At 67.7% G+C, this 16,635-nt stretch carries 10 protein-coding genes and 1 pseudogene; 7 read left to right on the forward strand and 4 right to left on the reverse strand.

Features of this window, described 5'->3' with window-relative positions; genetic code table 11:
• Positions 1 to 25: 25 nt before the first annotated feature.
• Together glgB and glgP are read left to right on the forward strand one after the other, a co-directional pair.
• Positions 26 to 1,915 (forward strand): annotated as a pseudogene (gene glgB / locus ML539_RS02945) (1,4-alpha-glucan branching protein GlgB); the annotation flags it as partial.
• Between the two features lie 30 nt (positions 1,916 to 1,945).
• Positions 1,946 to 4,069 (forward strand): alpha-glucan family phosphorylase, encoded by a 2,124-nt coding sequence (gene glgP / locus ML539_RS02950; RefSeq protein ID WP_243320487.1) that lies wholly within the window; start codon positions 1,946 to 1,948, stop codon positions 4,067 to 4,069.
• A gap of 4 nt (positions 4,070 to 4,073) precedes the next feature.
• Here the strand turns inward: glgP and glgA are convergent, their stop codons facing one another.
• Both glgA and glgC read right to left on the reverse strand, forming a co-directional pair.
• Complete coding sequence (gene glgA / locus ML539_RS02955; RefSeq protein WP_243320489.1) at positions 4,074 to 5,504, reverse strand: glycogen synthase GlgA; 1,431 nt, start codon at positions 5,502 to 5,504, stop codon at positions 4,074 to 4,076.
• Positions 5,505 to 5,507: 3 nt separating this feature from the next.
• Positions 5,508 to 6,767 (reverse strand): glucose-1-phosphate adenylyltransferase, encoded by a 1,260-nt coding sequence (glgC, locus tag ML539_RS02960; protein WP_243320491.1) that lies wholly within the window; start codon positions 6,765 to 6,767, stop codon positions 5,508 to 5,510.
• 248 nt (positions 6,768 to 7,015) lie between these two features.
• Between glgC and ML539_RS02965 the strand changes: the two genes are divergently transcribed.
• The 5 genes from ML539_RS02965 to ML539_RS02985 all read left to right on the forward strand — a co-directional run bounded on the left by ML539_RS02965 (position 7,016) and on the right by ML539_RS02985 (position 15,568).
• On the forward strand, positions 7,016 to 8,164 hold the full coding sequence (locus ML539_RS02965) for a thiolase family protein (RefSeq protein ID WP_243320493.1): 1,149 nt from the start codon (positions 7,016 to 7,018) through the stop codon (positions 8,162 to 8,164).
• 34 nt (positions 8,165 to 8,198) lie between these two features.
• Positions 8,199 to 10,562 carry a 3-hydroxyacyl-CoA dehydrogenase/enoyl-CoA hydratase family protein gene (locus ML539_RS02970; protein WP_243320495.1) on the forward strand — a complete coding sequence of 788 codons (2,364 nt, stop codon included), beginning with the start codon at positions 8,199 to 8,201 and terminating at the stop codon, positions 10,560 to 10,562.
• 238 nt (positions 10,563 to 10,800) lie between these two features.
• A complete protein-coding gene (locus ML539_RS02975; RefSeq protein WP_347710729.1) occupies positions 10,801 to 12,840 on the forward strand; it encodes an elongation factor G in 2,040 nt (679 codons plus the stop codon).
• 189 nt (positions 12,841 to 13,029) lie between these two features.
• Complete coding sequence (locus ML539_RS02980; protein ID WP_279341430.1) at positions 13,030 to 14,508, forward strand: DUF512 domain-containing protein; 1,479 nt, start codon at positions 13,030 to 13,032, stop codon at positions 14,506 to 14,508.
• A gap of 154 nt (positions 14,509 to 14,662) precedes the next feature.
• Positions 14,663 to 15,568, forward strand: coding sequence for a DMT family transporter (locus ML539_RS02985; RefSeq protein ID WP_243320498.1), 906 nt, complete (start codon positions 14,663 to 14,665; stop codon positions 15,566 to 15,568).
• A gap of 43 nt (positions 15,569 to 15,611) precedes the next feature.
• Here ML539_RS02985 and ML539_RS02990 read toward each other — a convergent pair whose 3' ends face one another.
• Both ML539_RS02990 and ML539_RS02995 read right to left on the reverse strand, forming a co-directional pair.
• Complete coding sequence (locus ML539_RS02990; protein WP_243320500.1) at positions 15,612 to 16,106, reverse strand: biopolymer transporter ExbD; 495 nt, start codon at positions 16,104 to 16,106, stop codon at positions 15,612 to 15,614.
• Positions 16,106 to 16,609 (reverse strand): biopolymer transporter ExbD, encoded by a 504-nt coding sequence (locus ML539_RS02995; RefSeq protein WP_243320501.1) that lies wholly within the window; start codon positions 16,607 to 16,609, stop codon positions 16,106 to 16,108. The genes ML539_RS02990 and ML539_RS02995 overlap by 1 nt, the downstream gene beginning before the upstream one ends.
• Between the last annotated feature and the right edge of the window lie 26 nt (positions 16,610 to 16,635).

Genomic DNA, 16,635 nt, shown 5'->3' on the forward strand with positions numbered 1-16,635 from the left:
GCCCCGGACCCCGTTCCCGTCGCGGCTGGGGCCGCTGGACCACCACCTGCTCGCCGAGGGCACGCACCGCCGGGCCTACGAGAAGCTGGGCGCCCATCCGGTGATCCTGAACGGCGTGGCTGGGACGGCCTTCGCGGTGTGGGCGCCCAACGCCCGCCGGGTGAGCGTGGTGGGGCCCTTCAACGCCTGGGACGGGCGCCGGCATCCCTTGCGGCCCAGCGACGCCGGCGTGTGGGAGGGCTTCGTTCCGGATGTGGGGCCGGGCGAGCTCTACAAGTTCGAGCTGCACGGCCCGCGGGGTGAGCTGCTCCCCCTGAAGGCGGACCCGTACGCGTTCCGTTGCGAGGTTCCGCCCGGCACCGCCTCCGTGGTGCACGGCCTGGGCGACTACGCCTGGGGCGATGCCGAGTGGATGGCGGTCCGGGGCCGCGTCCCCATCCACCGGGCGCCGTTCAGCGCCTACGAGGTGCACCTGGGCTCCTGGCGCCGCCGTCCGGACGGCGGCTACCTGAGCTACCGCGAGATCGCGGAACAGCTCATCCCCTACGTGCGCTACCTGGGCTTCACCCACGTGGAGCTGCTGCCGGTCGGCGAGCACCCCTTCTTCGGCTCCTGGGGCTACCAGCCGCTGGGCCTCTTCGCGCCCACCGGACGCTACGGCACGCCGGAGGACTTCAAGGCCTTCGTGGACGCATTCCACCAGGCGGGCCTCGGGGTGGTGCTGGACTGGGTGCCCGCGCATTTCCCGGGGGACGCGCATGGTCTGGCCTTCTTCGACGGGACGCATCTCTACGAGCATGCCGATCCCCGCCAGGGCCGCCACATGGACTGGGACACCCTGATCTACAACTACGGGCGGCGGGAGGTGCAGACCTTCCTCATCTCCAACGCCCTGTATTGGCTGGACCGCTTCCACATCGACGGCCTGCGCGTGGACGCGGTGGCCTCCATGCTCTACCTGGACTACAGCCGGAAGCCGGGCCAGTGGATCCCCAACCGCTACGGAGGTCGGGAGAACCTGGAGGCGGTGGCCTTCCTCCGCCGCTTCAACGAGACGGTCTACGCGGAGCATCCGGACACTTTCACCATCGCCGAGGAATCGACGGCCTGGCCCATGGTCTCCCGGCCCACGTCCGTTGGCGGCCTGGGCTTCGGCTTCAAGTGGAACATGGGCTGGATGCACGACACGCTGGGCTATTTCGCCCGCACCATGCTCCACCGTCGGTACCACCAGGATGAGCTGACCTTCAGCATGCTCTACCACGGTACGGAGAACCATGTGCTGCCGCTGTCCCACGACGAAGTGGTCCACGGCAAGCGGAGCCTGCTCGGCCGCATGCCGGGCAGCGAGTGGGAGCGCCTGGCGAACCTGCGGCTCCTGCTGGCCTGGGCCTTCGCCCACCCGGGCAAGAAGCTGGTCTTCATGGGGACGGAGCTCGGTCAGACGCGGGAGTGGAACCACTCGACGGCGCTGGAGTGGGAGCGGCTCGACCAGCCGGAGCCCAAGGGCATCCACGACCTGCTCCGGGACCTGAACGGGCTGCACCGGGCGCGGCCGTCCCTCCACGATGGCGACTGCGAGTCCTGGGGCTTCGCCTGGATCGATTGCGGCGACCGCGCCAACAGTGTTCTTTCCCTTCTGCGGAAGCGGGCCGATTCCCGCGACGCCACCGCCGTGATTTTCAATTTCACGGCGATGGTCCACCGGGACTACCGCGTGGGCGTCCCCTTCCAGGCGGGTTGCCGGGAACTCCTGAACACCGATGCCGAGGTCTACGGTGGCCAGGGGTTCCTGAATCCCGGGAGACTGCGTCCAGAACCCATCCCGCGGCACGGGTACGGCCACTCGCTGATCTTGACCCTCCCACCCCTCGGCGCGGTCTTCCTGGCGGCCGAGCCTGGAGATGAGGCGTAGAATACCCGCCAGAGAATCGAGGCCTGCGCCATGGAGATCCTGCGGCAGAAGCTCGAACGACTCACCCAGAACCTCTGGTGGACCTGGCGACCCGAGGTGCGGTCCATCTTCCGGGACCTGGACCTGGACCTGTACCAGCGCGCCCACCGGAACCCCATCTCCGTGCTGCGCCAGATCGACACCCGGCAGATGGAAAACCGGGCCATGGAGGTGGACGTGCCGGCGCGGATCGACCGCGCCCTGCGCCAGCTGGATGAGTTCCTGCATCCCGTGACCACCTGGGGCCTCTTTCATGCCGGCCCGCTGAGCACGCGCCCGGTGGCCTACTTCTGCATGGAATTCGGCATCCACGAATGCATCCCCATCTACTCGGGCGGCCTCGGCATCCTGGCCGGGGACCACCTGAAAGGCGCCTCAGACCTGGGCGTCCCCTTGGTGGGGGTCGGCCTTCTGTACCACCAGGGCTACACCAGCCAGGTGCTGGATCCGTCGTTCTGGCAGCAGGACGTGCTGGAGCCCTTCGACCTGAAGGACCTGCCCCTGCGGCCCGCGCTCACCGCCCGGGGCGAACCCGCCCGAGTGGGGGTGGAGATGCCGGGACGGACCGTCTGGGCCCAGGTGCTGGAAGCCTGCGTGGGCCGCGTCCGTCTCATCCTGCTGGACACCCGGGACCCCCAGAACAGCGAGGCGGACCAGGCGCTCGCGGCCCGCCTTTATGGCGGCGACCAGCGCATGCGCATCCAGCAGGAGCTGATGCTCGGCGTGGGGGGCGCGCGGGCGCTGCGTGAGCTGGGCATCACCGCCAGCGTGTTCCACCTCAACGAAGGACACACCGCCTTCGCCATCCTGGAGCGGGCCCGGCACCGGGTGCAGGCCGATGGCCTGGAACCCTGGGCGGCGCTGAGGGAATCGGCCGCGGCCACGGTGTTCACCACCCACACCTCGGTGGACGCGGGCCATGACCGCTTCCCGGTGGAGCTGGCGGAAGAGCACCTGCGGCCCCTGGCGGACGGGCTGAAGCTCCCGGTCCAGGAGGTGGCGAACCTGGGTCGCATGAACCCCGGGGACCACGGGTCGCCCTTCATGCCCACGGTGCTGGCCCTCCGGCAGTCCAGCCGGGCCAACGGCGTGTCGGCCCTCCATGGCGTGGTGTCGCGGGCCATGTGGACCGCCCTCTGGCCCGGCCGGCCCGAGGCCCAGGTCCCCATCGGGCACATCACGAACGGCGTGCACGTCTCCACATGGCTGGCCACGGAGATGGAGCAGCTCTTCGAATCGCGCATCGGCATCAACTGGCTGGAGGGCATGGTCCACCACGACCTGTGGACGAGGATCGAATCCGTGGACTCGGCGGAGATCTGGGAGATCAAGCAGGTGCTGAAGGCCCGGATGCTGCGGTTCGTCCGGGAGCGGGTGGCCGCCACGCGCGCGCGCCTGGGCCTCCCACCCATCGACCCGCCGCCGCTGGATCCCGATGCGCTCACCATCGGCTTCGCGCGCCGGTTCGTCCCCTACAAGCGCCCGGACCTGCTCTTTACGGACTTGGACCGCCTCGCCGCCCTGGTGAACCACCCCACCCGGCCGGTGAACCTCATCTTCGCCGGGCGCGCCCACCCTGCGGACCAGCGCGGGAAGAGCCTCATCCAGAAGGTCAACCACCTGCTGGAAGACCCGCGCTTCCGGAACCGGATCGTGTTCGTGGAGAACTACAACATCCATGTGGGCCGCAACCTCTACCAGGGCGTGGATGCCTGGCTGAACAACCCCGTGCGTCCCCTGGAGGCCTGCGGCACCAGCGGCATGAAGGCCGCCATGAACGGCGCCCTGCACATCTCGGTGCTTGACGGGTGGTGGGCGGAGGCGTTCGACGGGAAGAACGGCTTCGCCATCGGAAGCGGGGAGTCCCATGCCGACGGGGAGATCCAGAACCGGCGGGACACCGAGGCGCTCTTCCGGGTGCTGGAGGAGGAGGTGGTCCCCTGCTACTACGACCGCGATGCCGCCGGCGTGCCCCGGGCCTGGGTGCGGCGGGTGAAGCGCTCCATCCGGACGCTGGCCTGGCGCTTCAACTCCGACCGCATGGTGATGGACTACGTGCGGAACTGCTACCTGCCCGCCGCGGTGGCCGCCTCCTGCCAGATGCCGCCGGTCTGAGGGATCAGCCGCTCCGGGCCGTCATCGCGTGGTAGAGATCGAGGTAGGCCCGGGCCGGGCGGTCCCAGCTCCTGTCCTGGCTCATGGCCGCGCGCTGCATGGTCCGCCAGGCGGCGGGATCGCTCCGGTACCGGGCGCAGGCGCGGTCCAGGGCGCCAGCTAGGTCCGCGACCGTGGCCTCGTTGAATACGAAGCCCGTCGCGGGGGGACCTCCGGGCCGCGTGTCGTCCGGATCCAGGACGGTGTCCGTCAGGCCTCCCGTGCGCCGCACCAGGGGCAGGGCGCCGTAGGCCTGGGCGTAGAGCTGGGTGAGGCCGCAGGGTTCCTCCCGGCTGGGGACGAGGATCACGTCGGCGCCGCCGTAACAGCGATGGGAGAGGCCGGTGTCGTAGCCGATCCGCGCCGCCACGCGCCCAGGAAACCGGCGCGGCGCGGCGCGGAATGCGGACTCCAGCGCCCCGCCCCCCTGGCCCAGGACCGCGAGCTGGGCGCCGAGGCGCGCCAGGCGGGGCAGGATGTCCAGTACGAGGTCGAGGCCCTTCTGGGGTGCGAAGCGGCTCACGATGGCGAAGAGGAGCGCATCCGGATCCTCCCGAAGCCCCAGTTCTCGCTGGAGGGCCGCCTTGTTGAGCGCCCGGCGGTCCAGGCGGTCCAGGTCGTAGGGGAAGGCCAGGTGGAGGTTCCCGGAAGGCGTCCACACGCCGGCGTCCACGCCGTTCAGGATGCCCACCAGGTCCCGCCTCCGCGAGGCGAGGAGGCCGTGGAGCCCGCCCTTCGACGGATCCTGGATCTCCCGGGCGTAGGTGGGGCTCACGGTGCTGATGCGGTCGGCGTGGACCAGTCCGGCCTTCAGGAAGCAGATCTGGTCGTAGTACTCCAGGTCGGCCGGCGTGAAATGTTCCGGGGGAAGCCGCAGGTCCGAAAGGAGGGTCTTGGGGAAGATCCCCTGGTAGGCCAGGTTGTGGATCGTGAGCAGGGCGGCGGGGCGGGGGCCGGGTTCAAAGGCCAGGTAGGCCGGGGCGAGGGCGACCGGCCAGTCGTGGACGTGCAGGATGTGCGGGCCCCAGCCGTCGTCGCCCTCCCTTCCGAGCAGGGCCGCCACCCAGGACAGCGCCGCGAACCGCCGGGGCGTATCCGCCCGGTCCTCGTAGGGCGGTCCGCTTCCGAAGAAGGTGGGCTGGTCCAGCAGGTAGACGGGGACGCCGGCGGGAGTGCGGCCGAGGAGCAGTCGCGCGCCGCCGCCCATGAGGTCCGGCCACTGGCGGATCGGCGACAGAGGGGCGGCGGCCTGGAGGAGGGCAGGAAAGCCCGGGAGCAGCAGGCGCAGGTCGGCGCCCAGGTCCCTCAGGGCCAAGGGAAGGGCGGCCATCACGTCCGCCAGCCCGCCGACCGCCACGTGGGGATAGAGCTCCGTGCCCGCGAAGAGGATGCGCATGCCTCAGGTTCCGAGTCGCTCGACCATCGCCTGGGAGATGAGGGTGACGCCGTTGGGAGTCCGGTAGAACCGGCGGCCATCCGCCTCGGGGTCGAATCCGACGGTCAGGCCCGCGGGGATGCGGCAGCCGCGGTCCACGACCACCCGTCGGAGGTGCGCGCGATGTCCAATCTCGGCCAGGGGCAGGATCACGGACTCATCGACGCGGCTGTTCGAGTGGAGGCGGACCTGGGTGGAAATGAGGGAGTTGCGGACGTGGGCGCCGGAGATGATGCAGCCGGTGGATACCAGGCTTCCGATGGCATATCCCTGCCGGGCGGCGCCGCTGAGGACGAACTTGGCCGGAGGAAGCTGTTCTTGTCGGGTGAAGATGGGCCAGGCGTCGTCGTACAGGTTCAAGGCGGGGCGGACGGAGACCAGGTCCATGTTGGCCTCCCAGTAGGAATCCACCGTGCCCACGTCCCGCCAGTAGGGTTCCGGACTGGCCTCATTGGGCACGCAGCTGCGCTCGAACCGGTGGGCGAACACCTTCGCGCGGCTCACGAGGTTTGGAATCAGGTCGTGGCCGAAGTCGTGGCCGGTCTCCTCCTTCGCATCGCGCTCCAGCTCATCGAAGAGGAAGGGGGCCTTGAACAGGTAGATCCCCATGCTCGCCAGGCACTGAGAGGGATGGTGCGGGATGGGTGGCGGCTCCGCCGGCTTCTCGATGAACGAGCGGATCCGGTCATCCTCGTCCACCTGGGCGATGCCGAAGCCCTTGGCCGAGATGCGCGGCATCTCCAGGCAGGCGATGGTCATGTCGGCGTCGTGGTCCAGGTGGTCCGCCAGGAAATACTTGTAGTCCATCCGGTAGACATGGTCGCCCGCCAGGACGAGGACGTGCTGGGGGTCGTAGCGGCGGATGTTGTCCAGGTTCCGGCAGACGGCGTCCGCAGTGCCGTTGTACCAGGACTCCTTGGACATGTCCTGTTGGGCCGGCCAGGCATGGACGAACTCCTGGAGGGACCCGGGGAGGAAGCTCCAGGCGAAGTGGAGGTGCTCCAGCAGCCGGTGGGAGTTGTACTGCGTGAGGATGGCGATCTTCCGGAAGCCCGAGTTCACGCAATTCGAGAGGGCGAAGTCGATGATCTTGAACCGGCCGCCGAAGTCGAGGCCAGGCTTGGAGAGCCAGTCCGTGAGGTCATGGAGGCGCCTGCCCCTGCCACCGGCCAGGACCACGGTCAGGATGCGGCGGGGGCTGAGGTACGACTCCGTCAGGGGCATGGATCCTCCCCGAGGGTGAACCTGCATGAGCCATCACGTAACAAGCCCCATGGCGAGGGGGCTGGCGCCGGGAAAAGATCAGTCCGCCAGCAAACCCCGTCAAGGAGAGGGATGAGATTGGCGACCCACTCATCATCCGACCCACGGTAGGGCCACTCCCGACCTACGGTAGGTGCTTTCTCTGGCGCACATGGCTGCTAGGCTCACCAAAACCCAGCTCTTCAGAGAGTCCATCATCCGGAGGTCCCATGCGATCCGCAGTCATCGTCGAAGCCAAGCGCACGCCCATCGGCCGGGGCGTCAAGGGCGCCTACGCCGCCACCCGCCCGGAACAGCTGGGCGCGGTGGTCATCGAGGCCATCAAGCCCCTGCTGAAGGACTGGTCCGGCCTGGAGGACGTGCTGGTCGGCTGTGCCATGCCGGAGGGCGAGCAGGGCATGAACATGGCCCGCCTCGTCAGCTTCCGCGCGGGGCTGCCCATCACCGCCGGCGCGGCCACCATCAACCGCTTCTGCGGTAGCAGCCAGGAGACCATGCTCATGGCCGCCCGGGCCATCATGGCGAACCAGGGCGACCTCTTCCTCACCGGTGGCGTGGAGAGCATGTCCAAGGTGCCCATGATGGGCTTCAATCCCAGCGTGGACCCCTACCTCACCGAGCACTACCCCGAGGCCTACTGCTCCATGGGCATCACCGCCGAGAACCTGGCCAAGGAGTACAAGATCTCGCGGAAGGACCAGGACGAGTTCGCCTACCAGAGCCACCAGAAGGCCGCCGCCGCCTGGAAGGCCGGGAAGTTCGAGCGGGAGATCGTCCGCTTCGAGACCAAGGGCCTGGACGGCAAGCCCGTCACGCTGCAGCAGGACGAGTGCGTGCGTGCCGACACCAGCCTGGAGAAGCTGGGCGAGCTGAAGGCCGCCTTCCTGGCCGACGGGTGCGTCACCGCCGGCAACAGCTCGCCTGTGACGGACGGAGCCGCCTTCCTGCTGGTGATGGAAGAGGGCCTGGCCAAGTCCCTGGGTCTCAAGGCCCGCGCGCGCATCATCGGCGGCGCCGTGGCCGGCGTGGAGCCGGACCGCATGGGCATCGGCCCCGTCCCGGCCGTGAAGAAGGTACTGGACCGCTTCGGCCTGAAGCTCGATCAGATCGACGCCATGGAGCTGAACGAGGCCTTCGCGGCCCAGAGCCTGGCGGTCATCCGCGAGGGCGGTTACGACATGGCCAAGGTGAACGCCTGGGGCGGCGCCATCGCCGTGGGCCATCCCCTCGGCGCCAGCGGCGCGCGCATCATCACGACCCTGCTGAACCGCCTCGAGACCGACGGTGGCAAGTACGGCATCGCCACCATGTGCATCGGCGGCGGGCAGGGCATCGCGTCCATCATCGAGAAGCTCTGATCCAACCACGCGAATCGACACCAGGAGGTTGGACATGAACATCAAGAAGATCGGAGTCCTCGGGTCCGGCGTGATGGGCTCGGGCATCGCGGCCCACGTCGCATCCGCGGGCTGCCAGGTGGAGCTGCTGGACATCGTCATCGACGACGCGGCTCCCGACAAGTTGGCGGAAGGCGCCCTGGCGGGCCTGGCGAAGTCCAAGCCGGCCCTCGCCATGCACGCCTCGTTCCTCAAGAAGATCCGGCCCGGCAACTTGCGGGATCACCTGGACCGCCTGGCGGACTGCGACTGGGTGGTGGAGGTGGTGAAGGAGGATCTGGCCATCAAGCGGGAGCTGTACGGCCGCCTGGAGGCCCACCTCAAGCCCGGCGCGTGGGTCAGCTCGAACACCTCGGGCATCCCCCTCAAGCTCCTCGTGGAGGGCCGCGGCGACGCCTTCCGGAAGCACTTCGTCATCACGCACTTCTTCAACCCCGTGCGGTACCTGCGCCTGCTGGAGTTCGTGAAGGGCCCCGAGGTGGACGAGACGGAGGCCCTGGCCTTCCGCACGTGGCTGGAGGAGGCCCTCGGCAAGGAAGTGGTGCCGGCCTACGACAGCCCCACCTTCATCGGCAACCGCATCGGCATCCACAGCATCATGGCCACCCTGCAGCTGGCCCTGAAGGAGAAGATCCCCTTCGAGGTGCTGGATTCGGTGCTGGGCGACGCCGCCGCCCGGGCGAAGAGCGCCGCCTTCCGCACCGCAGATCTCGCGGGCGTGGACATCCTCGCGGCCACGGCCAAGAACGTCTATGACCTCTGCCCCAACGACGAAGTGCGCGACGTCTTCAAGTTCCCCGAGTTCCTCCAGTGGATGCTGGACAACAAGCTCCTGGGCAACAAGACGAAGCAGGGCTTCTTCAAGAAGGGCCCCAAGGACGCCAAGGGCAAGAAGACCTTCCTGGCCCTCGATCCCGGCACCCGCGAGTACGTGCCGCAGGTGAAGAAGGACTGGCCCCTCCTCAAGGAGCTGAAGGGCATCGACGACCCCGCCGAGAAGGTGAAGACGCTGCTCACCAGCGACACTGAGGCGGGCCGCCTGGCCTGGCGCTGCATCGCGCCCAACCTGACCTACGCCGTGAACCGCCTGGGCGAGGTGACGGACGGCCCGCTGAACGTGGATCGCGCCATCAAGAACGGCTTCGCCTTCGAGCTGGGGCCCTTCGAGACCTGGGACACCCTGGGCGTCGAGCGGGTCGTGGCCCGCATGACGTTCGAGGAGCTGCCCGTGCCGCCCCTTGTGGAGCAGATGCTGGCCAAGGGCCTCACCAGCTTCTACCGCTGGGAGCACGGCGTCCCCGTCGCCCAGCTGAATCCCAAGACCCTGGCCTACGAGGCGATCCTCGAGGACAAGCGCGTGATCATCCTCAAGCGCGAGGAGGGCCGCGGCAAGGTTATCGCCGAGAACGGGAGCTGCCAGCTCTTCGACCTGGGTGACGATGTGGCCTGCCTGAGCTTCCACAGCAAGATGAACGCCCTGGACGACGGCATCATCATGCTGATGGAGGACACGGTCCAGAAGCACATCCCCGGCCGCTTCAAGGGCCTGGTGGTGGGCAACCAGGGCCAGCACTTCAGCGCCGGGGCCAACCTGGTCATGGTGCTGAACGCCGCCAAGGACAAGCAGTTCGACCAGATCGAGGAAGTGGCCCGGCGCCTGCAGTACGCCGGCCGCATGCTCACCTACGCGCCGTTCCCGACGGTGGCGGCGCCCTTCAACCTGGCTCTGGGCGGCGGCTGCGAGATGACCATGGCCTGCCAGCGGGCCGTGGGCCACGCCGAGCTCTACATGGGCCTGGTGGAAGTGGGCGTGGGCGTGATCCCGGCGGGCGGCGGCTGCCTCCAGATGCTGCTCCGCATGGAGGACGCTCTGGCCGCCAAGGGGCAGCTCGGCCCCATGCCCAAGGTGAAGGCCGCCTTCCAGGCCATCGGCACCGCGAACGTGAACACCAGCTTCGACGAGGCCCAGCGCAACGGCTACCTGCGCCGCACGGACCGCCGCGTGATGAACAAGGCGTTCCTGCTGAACGAGGCCAAGCAGGAGGTCCTGAAGATGGCCGCGGACTTCCAGCCCGTGAAGGAGCGCACCCTGCGCCTGCCGGGCCTGGGCGGCAGCGAGGCCCTCAAGCTGGCGGTCAAGGACTTCCAGCTGCAGGGCCTGGCCAGCGAGCACGACGCCGTCATCATGGGCGAGCTGGCCAACATCCTCTGCGGCGGGGACGTGAGCCTCGTCCAGGAGGTCACCGAGGAACGGATCCTCGAGCTGGAACGGCAGGCCTTCGCCCGCCTCTGCAGCTACGAGAAGACTCAGGCCCGCATGGACGCCATCCTGAAAACGGGCAAGCCCCTTCGGAACTGAAGACAGGCCAACCGCAGAGAACGCAGAGAACGCAGAGAAAAACGACAATCCTGTCCTTCCTACCTCTGCGCTCTCCGCGTTCTCTGCGGTGAATAAACCCTTCGAATTGGCATAAAGCCTGCCGGATTTGTGACCTAAGCCGCCTTTTCCGAGGCGGTTGTTTTTTGTGTTGCCAGCGGTACGGCAGATCGGAACACTTGGGGCGGTCGACATCCAACACCCACAATCAGGAGGCACTGTGAGCGGAAATTCTCAGTCAACTCCACGCGTAGCGGCCATCGTGGGCCCCTACCTCTCCGGAAAGACCTCCTTGATGGAGAGCCTTCTCTTCGTGGCGGGCGCCCTGCTGCGCAAGGGCTCCGTCAAGGAGGGGACCACTGTCGGCGACGCCTCCCTGGAAGCCAAGGCCCGCCAGATGAGCGTCGAGGCCAGCCTGGCCTTCTGTGAGTACCAGGGCGAGGCCTGGACCCTCATCGACTGTCCAGGCTCGGTCGAGTTCCGCCAGGAGGCGGTGCATGCCCTCATGGCGGCGGACATCGCCGTCGTGGTGTGCGACCCCGATCCGGCGCGCGCCCTCATGGCCGCCCCGGCCCTGAAGTTCCTCGACGATCACAAGATCCCCCACGTGATGTTCATCAACAAGCTGGAGGCGGCGGGCAGTGCCGGGAAGCTGAAGGACGTGCTCAACGCCCTCCAGCAGATTTCCGAGCGCCCGCTGGTGCTGGTGGAGATCCCCATCAAGGAGGGCGATCAGGTCACCGGCTATGTGGACCTCATCAGCGAGCATGCCTACAAGTACGAGGCGGGCAAGGACGCCGACCTCAAGCAGATGCCCGAATCCGTGCTGCCCGAGGAGCACGAGGCCCGCCAGCTCATGCTGGAGAAGCTCGCCGACTTCGACGACCACCTCATGGAAGAGCTGCTGGGCGATGTGGTGCCCTCCCTCGAGGAAGTCTCCGAGGACCTGGCCAAGGACGTCCGTGACGACCTGCTGGTGCCGGTCTATTTCGGGTCCGCCGACAAGGACGCGGGTGTGCGCCGCCTCTTCCAGGCCCTGTGCGACGAGGCTCCCCGGGTGGACGCCACGGCTGCCCGCCTGGGCATCCCCGAAGGCAAGGACACCCTGGTGCAGGTGTTCAAGAGCGTCCACGCCCAGCATGTGGGCAAGTTGAGCATCTCCCGCGTGTGGCGGGGCGAGGTGGCCGACGGCGCCATCCTGGCGGGCAACCGTGTGAGCGGCATCAACAGGCTCTTCGGGTCCCAGCAGCTCAAGCAGACGAAGGCTACCGCCGGCGAGGTGGTGTCGCTGGGCCGCATGGACGAGGTGCGCACGCGGGAGGCCCTGACGCCCGCCGCGAAGGTGGCCCTGGATTGGCCGGAGCCCCTCCAGCCCATGCTGGCCCTCAGCCTGCACACCACCAAGAGCGGCGACGACGTGAAGCTGTCGCTGGCCCTCCAGAAGCTCTGCGAGGAGGACGCCTCCCTCCAGGTGGAGCAGAACGCCGAGACCCAGGAGCGCATCCTCTGGGGCCAGGGCGAGGTGCACCTCAAGTGCGCCCTGGACCGCCTCAAGAGCCGCTTCGGCCTGGACGTGCAGGCCAACCCGCCCATGGTCCCCTACCGCGAGACCTTCACGAAGGCCGCCAAGGTCCATGGCCGCCACAAGCACCAGACCGGCGGCCACGGCCAGTTCGGCGACGTGTGGTTCGAGGTCAAGCCCCTGCCGCGCGGCACGGGCTTCCAGTTCGAGGAGCGCATCGTCGGCGGTGTGGTGCCCAAGAACTTCTTCGGCGCCATCGAGCACGGCGTCGTGGACTGGATGAAGCGCGGTCCCCTGGGCTTCCCCGTCGTGGACATCCACGTGGCCCTGGTGGACGGCAGCTACCACACCGTGGACAGCTCCGACATGGCCTTCAAGACCGCTGCCCGCATCGGCATGACCGAGGCCGCTCCCGTCTGCCATCCCGTGCTGCTCGAGCCCATCTCCGAGGTGCACATCAGCGTCCCCAGCGAATACACGCCCAAGGCCCAGCGCCTGGTGACCGGAAGGCGTGGAGGCCAGGTCCTCGGTTTCGACGCCAAGCCCGGATGGAACGGCTGGGATGTGGTCTCCGCCTACATCCCCCAGGCCGAGATGAGCGACGTCATCGTGGAGCTCCGCAGCCTCACCATGGGCGTCGGCTCCTTCACCTGGGCCTTCCACCACCTGCAGGAACTGATCGGGCGCGACGCCGACAAGGTGGTCGAGGCCCGCAAGCAGAGCAAAGCCACTGCCTAGCCGTTTTTCCGGGGGTTCCTCGCTTCGCTCCGGTGCGCGAACCCCCCCGGGCTCGTTCTTTGGTCTCCACGCGAGCTCCAACGGGGCCTTGACCTGGCGGACCGGAGATAGGAAAAGCCATAACCCCTTCGCAATGAGACAATCTATCTCCGGATTCCCGCCCGGGAATCCGGAGCATGGAGCGGCGCATTGGCACAGAAGGGCGTTCAAGTGATCGCGGTGGAACCCGGCAGCCTGGCCGAGGAGGCGGGGATCCGCCCGGGCGACACCCTGGTGGCCATCAACGGAGAGCCCGTCCTGGACCAGCTGAACTACCAGTTCCTGGTGACCCAGCGGGACGAGACGGACCTGCGCCTCCAGCGCCCCGACGGCAGCACCTTCGAGGCTTCCGTGGAGAACGGCGGCGAAGGGCTTGGCGTGGACCTGGCCCAGGACGAGGTGAAGGTCTGCAAGCAGAACTGCGTGTTCTGCTTCGTGCACCAGATGCCGAAGGGGTTCCGGAAGTCGCTCTACCTCAAGGACGAGGATGTGCGCCTGTCCTTCCTCTATGGCCACTTCACGACCCTCTCCAGCAGCGACGACGCGGAGCTGGACCGCATCATCCGCGAGCGCCTGAGCCCCATCCACGTCTCCGTCCACGCCACGGACCCTGAGGCTCGGGTGAAGGTGGTGGGCAATCCTCGCGAGGGCCACATCCTGAAGAAGATCGACCGGCTGCTGGCGGGCGGCATCGACGTCCATACCCAGGCCGTGGTGGCGCCCGGGCTCAACGACGGGGCCATCTGGCAGCAGACCGTGGATGACCTCTGGGCGCGCCGGAAAGAGGGCAGGGGCAGCGTCCTGAGCCTGTCCTGCGTCCCCGTGGGGCTCACGGCCCACCGGGAGAACCTGCCCGTGGTGCAGGATGTGGAGGCCGAGTTCGCGCGGGAGTGGGTGGCCCGGTGGATGCCCGAGGTGCGGAAGTACACCAAGGCCAATGACGGCGAGCCCTGGCTGCTGCTGGCGGATGAGTGGTTCACCCGGGCCGGGATTGAGGTGCCCGGGCGCGGGTTCTACTCCCGCTCCTGGGCCCAGCTGGAGAACGGCGTGGGCCTGGTGCGCCGCTTCCTGGAGCACAGCCGGCGCTTCATCAAGAGCCCCCGGGCGAAGGGTTTCGCGGGGCGACGGGTGCTGCTGCTGACAGGATCGAGCTTCGCGCCCACGCTCTCCCGCGTGGCCGCGGAGCTGAACCGTGCGGTGGGCAGTCACCTGCGGGTGGTGCCGGCCCGGAACTTCAGCTTCGGCGACAGCGTCACCGTGGCGGGCCTGCTTTGCGGCGAGGACCTGAAGTACGCCGCCCACGCCGACCGCGAGGCCAAGGGCGGCCGGACCGACTGGGTGGACGCGGTGGTGGTGCCATCCGCCAGCCTCCGCACTCATACGGGCCCCACGGATCAGTACACCCTGCGGGGGCAGGTGGTGCGGGAGGAAGGCACCTTCCTGGACGACCTCACCTTGCCCGAGCTGGCCCTGGACCTGGGTGTGCCCGCGGTGCCCAGCGGGGCGAACCTGTCCCACCTGCTGGATCATCTCGAGGCCGCGGACCGCGGCGCCTTCCGGGGCGGGGCCCTGAGCTCGGCCTTCCACACCGCGGGCCTGAACCTGCCGCAGGGCGCCTACAACCCCTGATTCTTCCCTTCCAAGAATAGGAATGAATGTAAGCGGAGGATCGTGGAGGAGGGAGGATTGCTGAGACAGAAACATGCTGTTCTCCGCTTTCCTCAGTGATTCCGCTTTCTCCGCTTGTTGGATTCTTTATGGTCCAGCCCTGGTTGATTCGAGAATGACCGCTTCCATTCCCGCCCAGTCCCGCCGCCGCATGGTGGCCCGCGCCGAGCTGGCGGGCTCGGCACTCTGCTTCGGGCTCATGGCCATCCTGGCGCGGAAGCTCACGATGCCGGGCATGGGCTTCTCGGCGGGTCATCTGGCTGTCCTGCGCTTCGTGGTGGGCGCCCTGGCGAGCCTTGCGGCCTTCGCCTTGATCCCGGGACTCTACCGGCCGAGCAACTATAGGCTGTTGGTGACCCGCGGCATCTCGGGCGGCGCGGTGGTGGTGCTTTATTTCTACGCCCTGGCCCACATCCCGGCGGGCGAGGCGGGCATTCTCTACAATGTCTTCCCGGTGATCGCGGTGGCGATGTCTCTGGCGATCTTCAAGGAACGTCCCACCATCCACCTCTGGCTGGCGATCCTGGCGGCCTCCCTGGGCGTGGTCCTGGTGCTCGGCCAGGGGCATTTGGGTCTGGGCCTGGGATTGGGCAGGGGGGAGCTGGCGGCGCTGGCGGCAGCGGTCTTCGCGGCCACCAGCGCCAACGCGATCCGCGCGGCGCGCCACACGGAGAACGCCGCGACCATCTTCTTCTACTTCTGCCTGGCGGGCCTGCCCGTGGTGCTGCCTTTCGCCCTCTCGCCCTGGCCCGGCCTCCTCCACGGGGGCCTGGCCGCCTGGGGGCTGGCCGTCCTCATGAGCCTGCTGGCACTGAGCGGGCAGATGCTGATGTCCGAGGCCTATGGGGTGCTGTCGGTATCCGAGGCCGCGGTGTGGCTCCAGCTGCTGCCCATCGTCCAGTACCTCCTGGCCATGCCCATGCTGGGCGAGCGCGCCACGGCCGCCGGCTTGGCGGGCGTCCTGATCACCGTGGCTGGCGTCGCCTATGGCACCGTGCTGGGGCACCGGGCACGGGCATGAAAAAGGGCCCCGGGAGGGGCCCTTTCCATGGGATCGGGGGCACCTAGGTGACGGGTGCGGCCACGATGCGCTTCTTGAGGGAGACGGCCACTTTCACGTCGCCGCCATCCTGGCCCTGGAACTTGTCGAGGTTCTCGAGGGACTTCTTCTTGGCGGTTTCCGAGGCGACGCGGATGGCGTCGAGCACGTCCACCATGGCCTGGAACTTCACATCCTCGTCCACCTTCAGGAAGACCTTCCGGTAGTTGAGGGGCTGCAACATCACGGCATCAGGCAGCTTGTCCTTGAGGCCCTGGGCGTCGATCTTGTCCTGCTGGAGGGTCATGGTCCCGTCCTGATCCACCTGGATCAGGATGTTGTTCGGATCGGGCTTGGGAGGAGTGGCGGTCTGGACGACCTGGGGCACCACCACCTTCATGGCCTTGCTGAGACCGGGCACCATCACGATGAAGACGATGAGGAGCACCAGCACGATGTCGATCAGCGGGGTGACGTTGATATCGGTTTTGGCTTTACCCTTGGCGCCGCCGGTATCCATCAGTTACCCCCTTCCTTCTTGGTGTCCTTGTCCTCGCTGGTCACGATGGACGCCTCGTCGGCGCCACCCTTCCGGCAGGACTGGAACAGCTCGTTGATGTACTTGAAGGGCAGGTCGGCGTCAGCCTTCACGAACACGCGCTTGTCGTTCAGCATCGAGACGTTCTTGTTGATGAAGTCTTCGAGCTGCTGGCGCTGGCCTTCGTTGTCGATGAAGAAGCGCATATCCTTCGCGTCCTTGTCATCGATGAGGATCGGGCCGGGGCCAGTCACGTCGCCGGTCTTCTGGTCGCGCTTGGAGGTCAGCATGAGGGTCAGGTACTTCTGGCCCGCGTCCTGCTGCTGATCCACCTTCGGGGCATGCTTCGACAGCGGCAGCTTCACAGCGTTGTTCACGGCGGGGGTGATCACGATGAAGATGATCAACAGCACCAGCACGATGTCCACAAGCGGCGTGACGTTGATGTCGGACTTCATCCCACCCTTGGAACCACCTGTATCCATGGTGTGTTCTCCTTAGAAATAGCCCG

The organism is Geothrix sp. SG200 (genome assembly GCF_022808935.1).
GTDB classification, from domain to species: domain Bacteria; phylum Acidobacteriota; class Holophagae; order Holophagales; family Holophagaceae; genus Geothrix; species Geothrix alkalitolerans.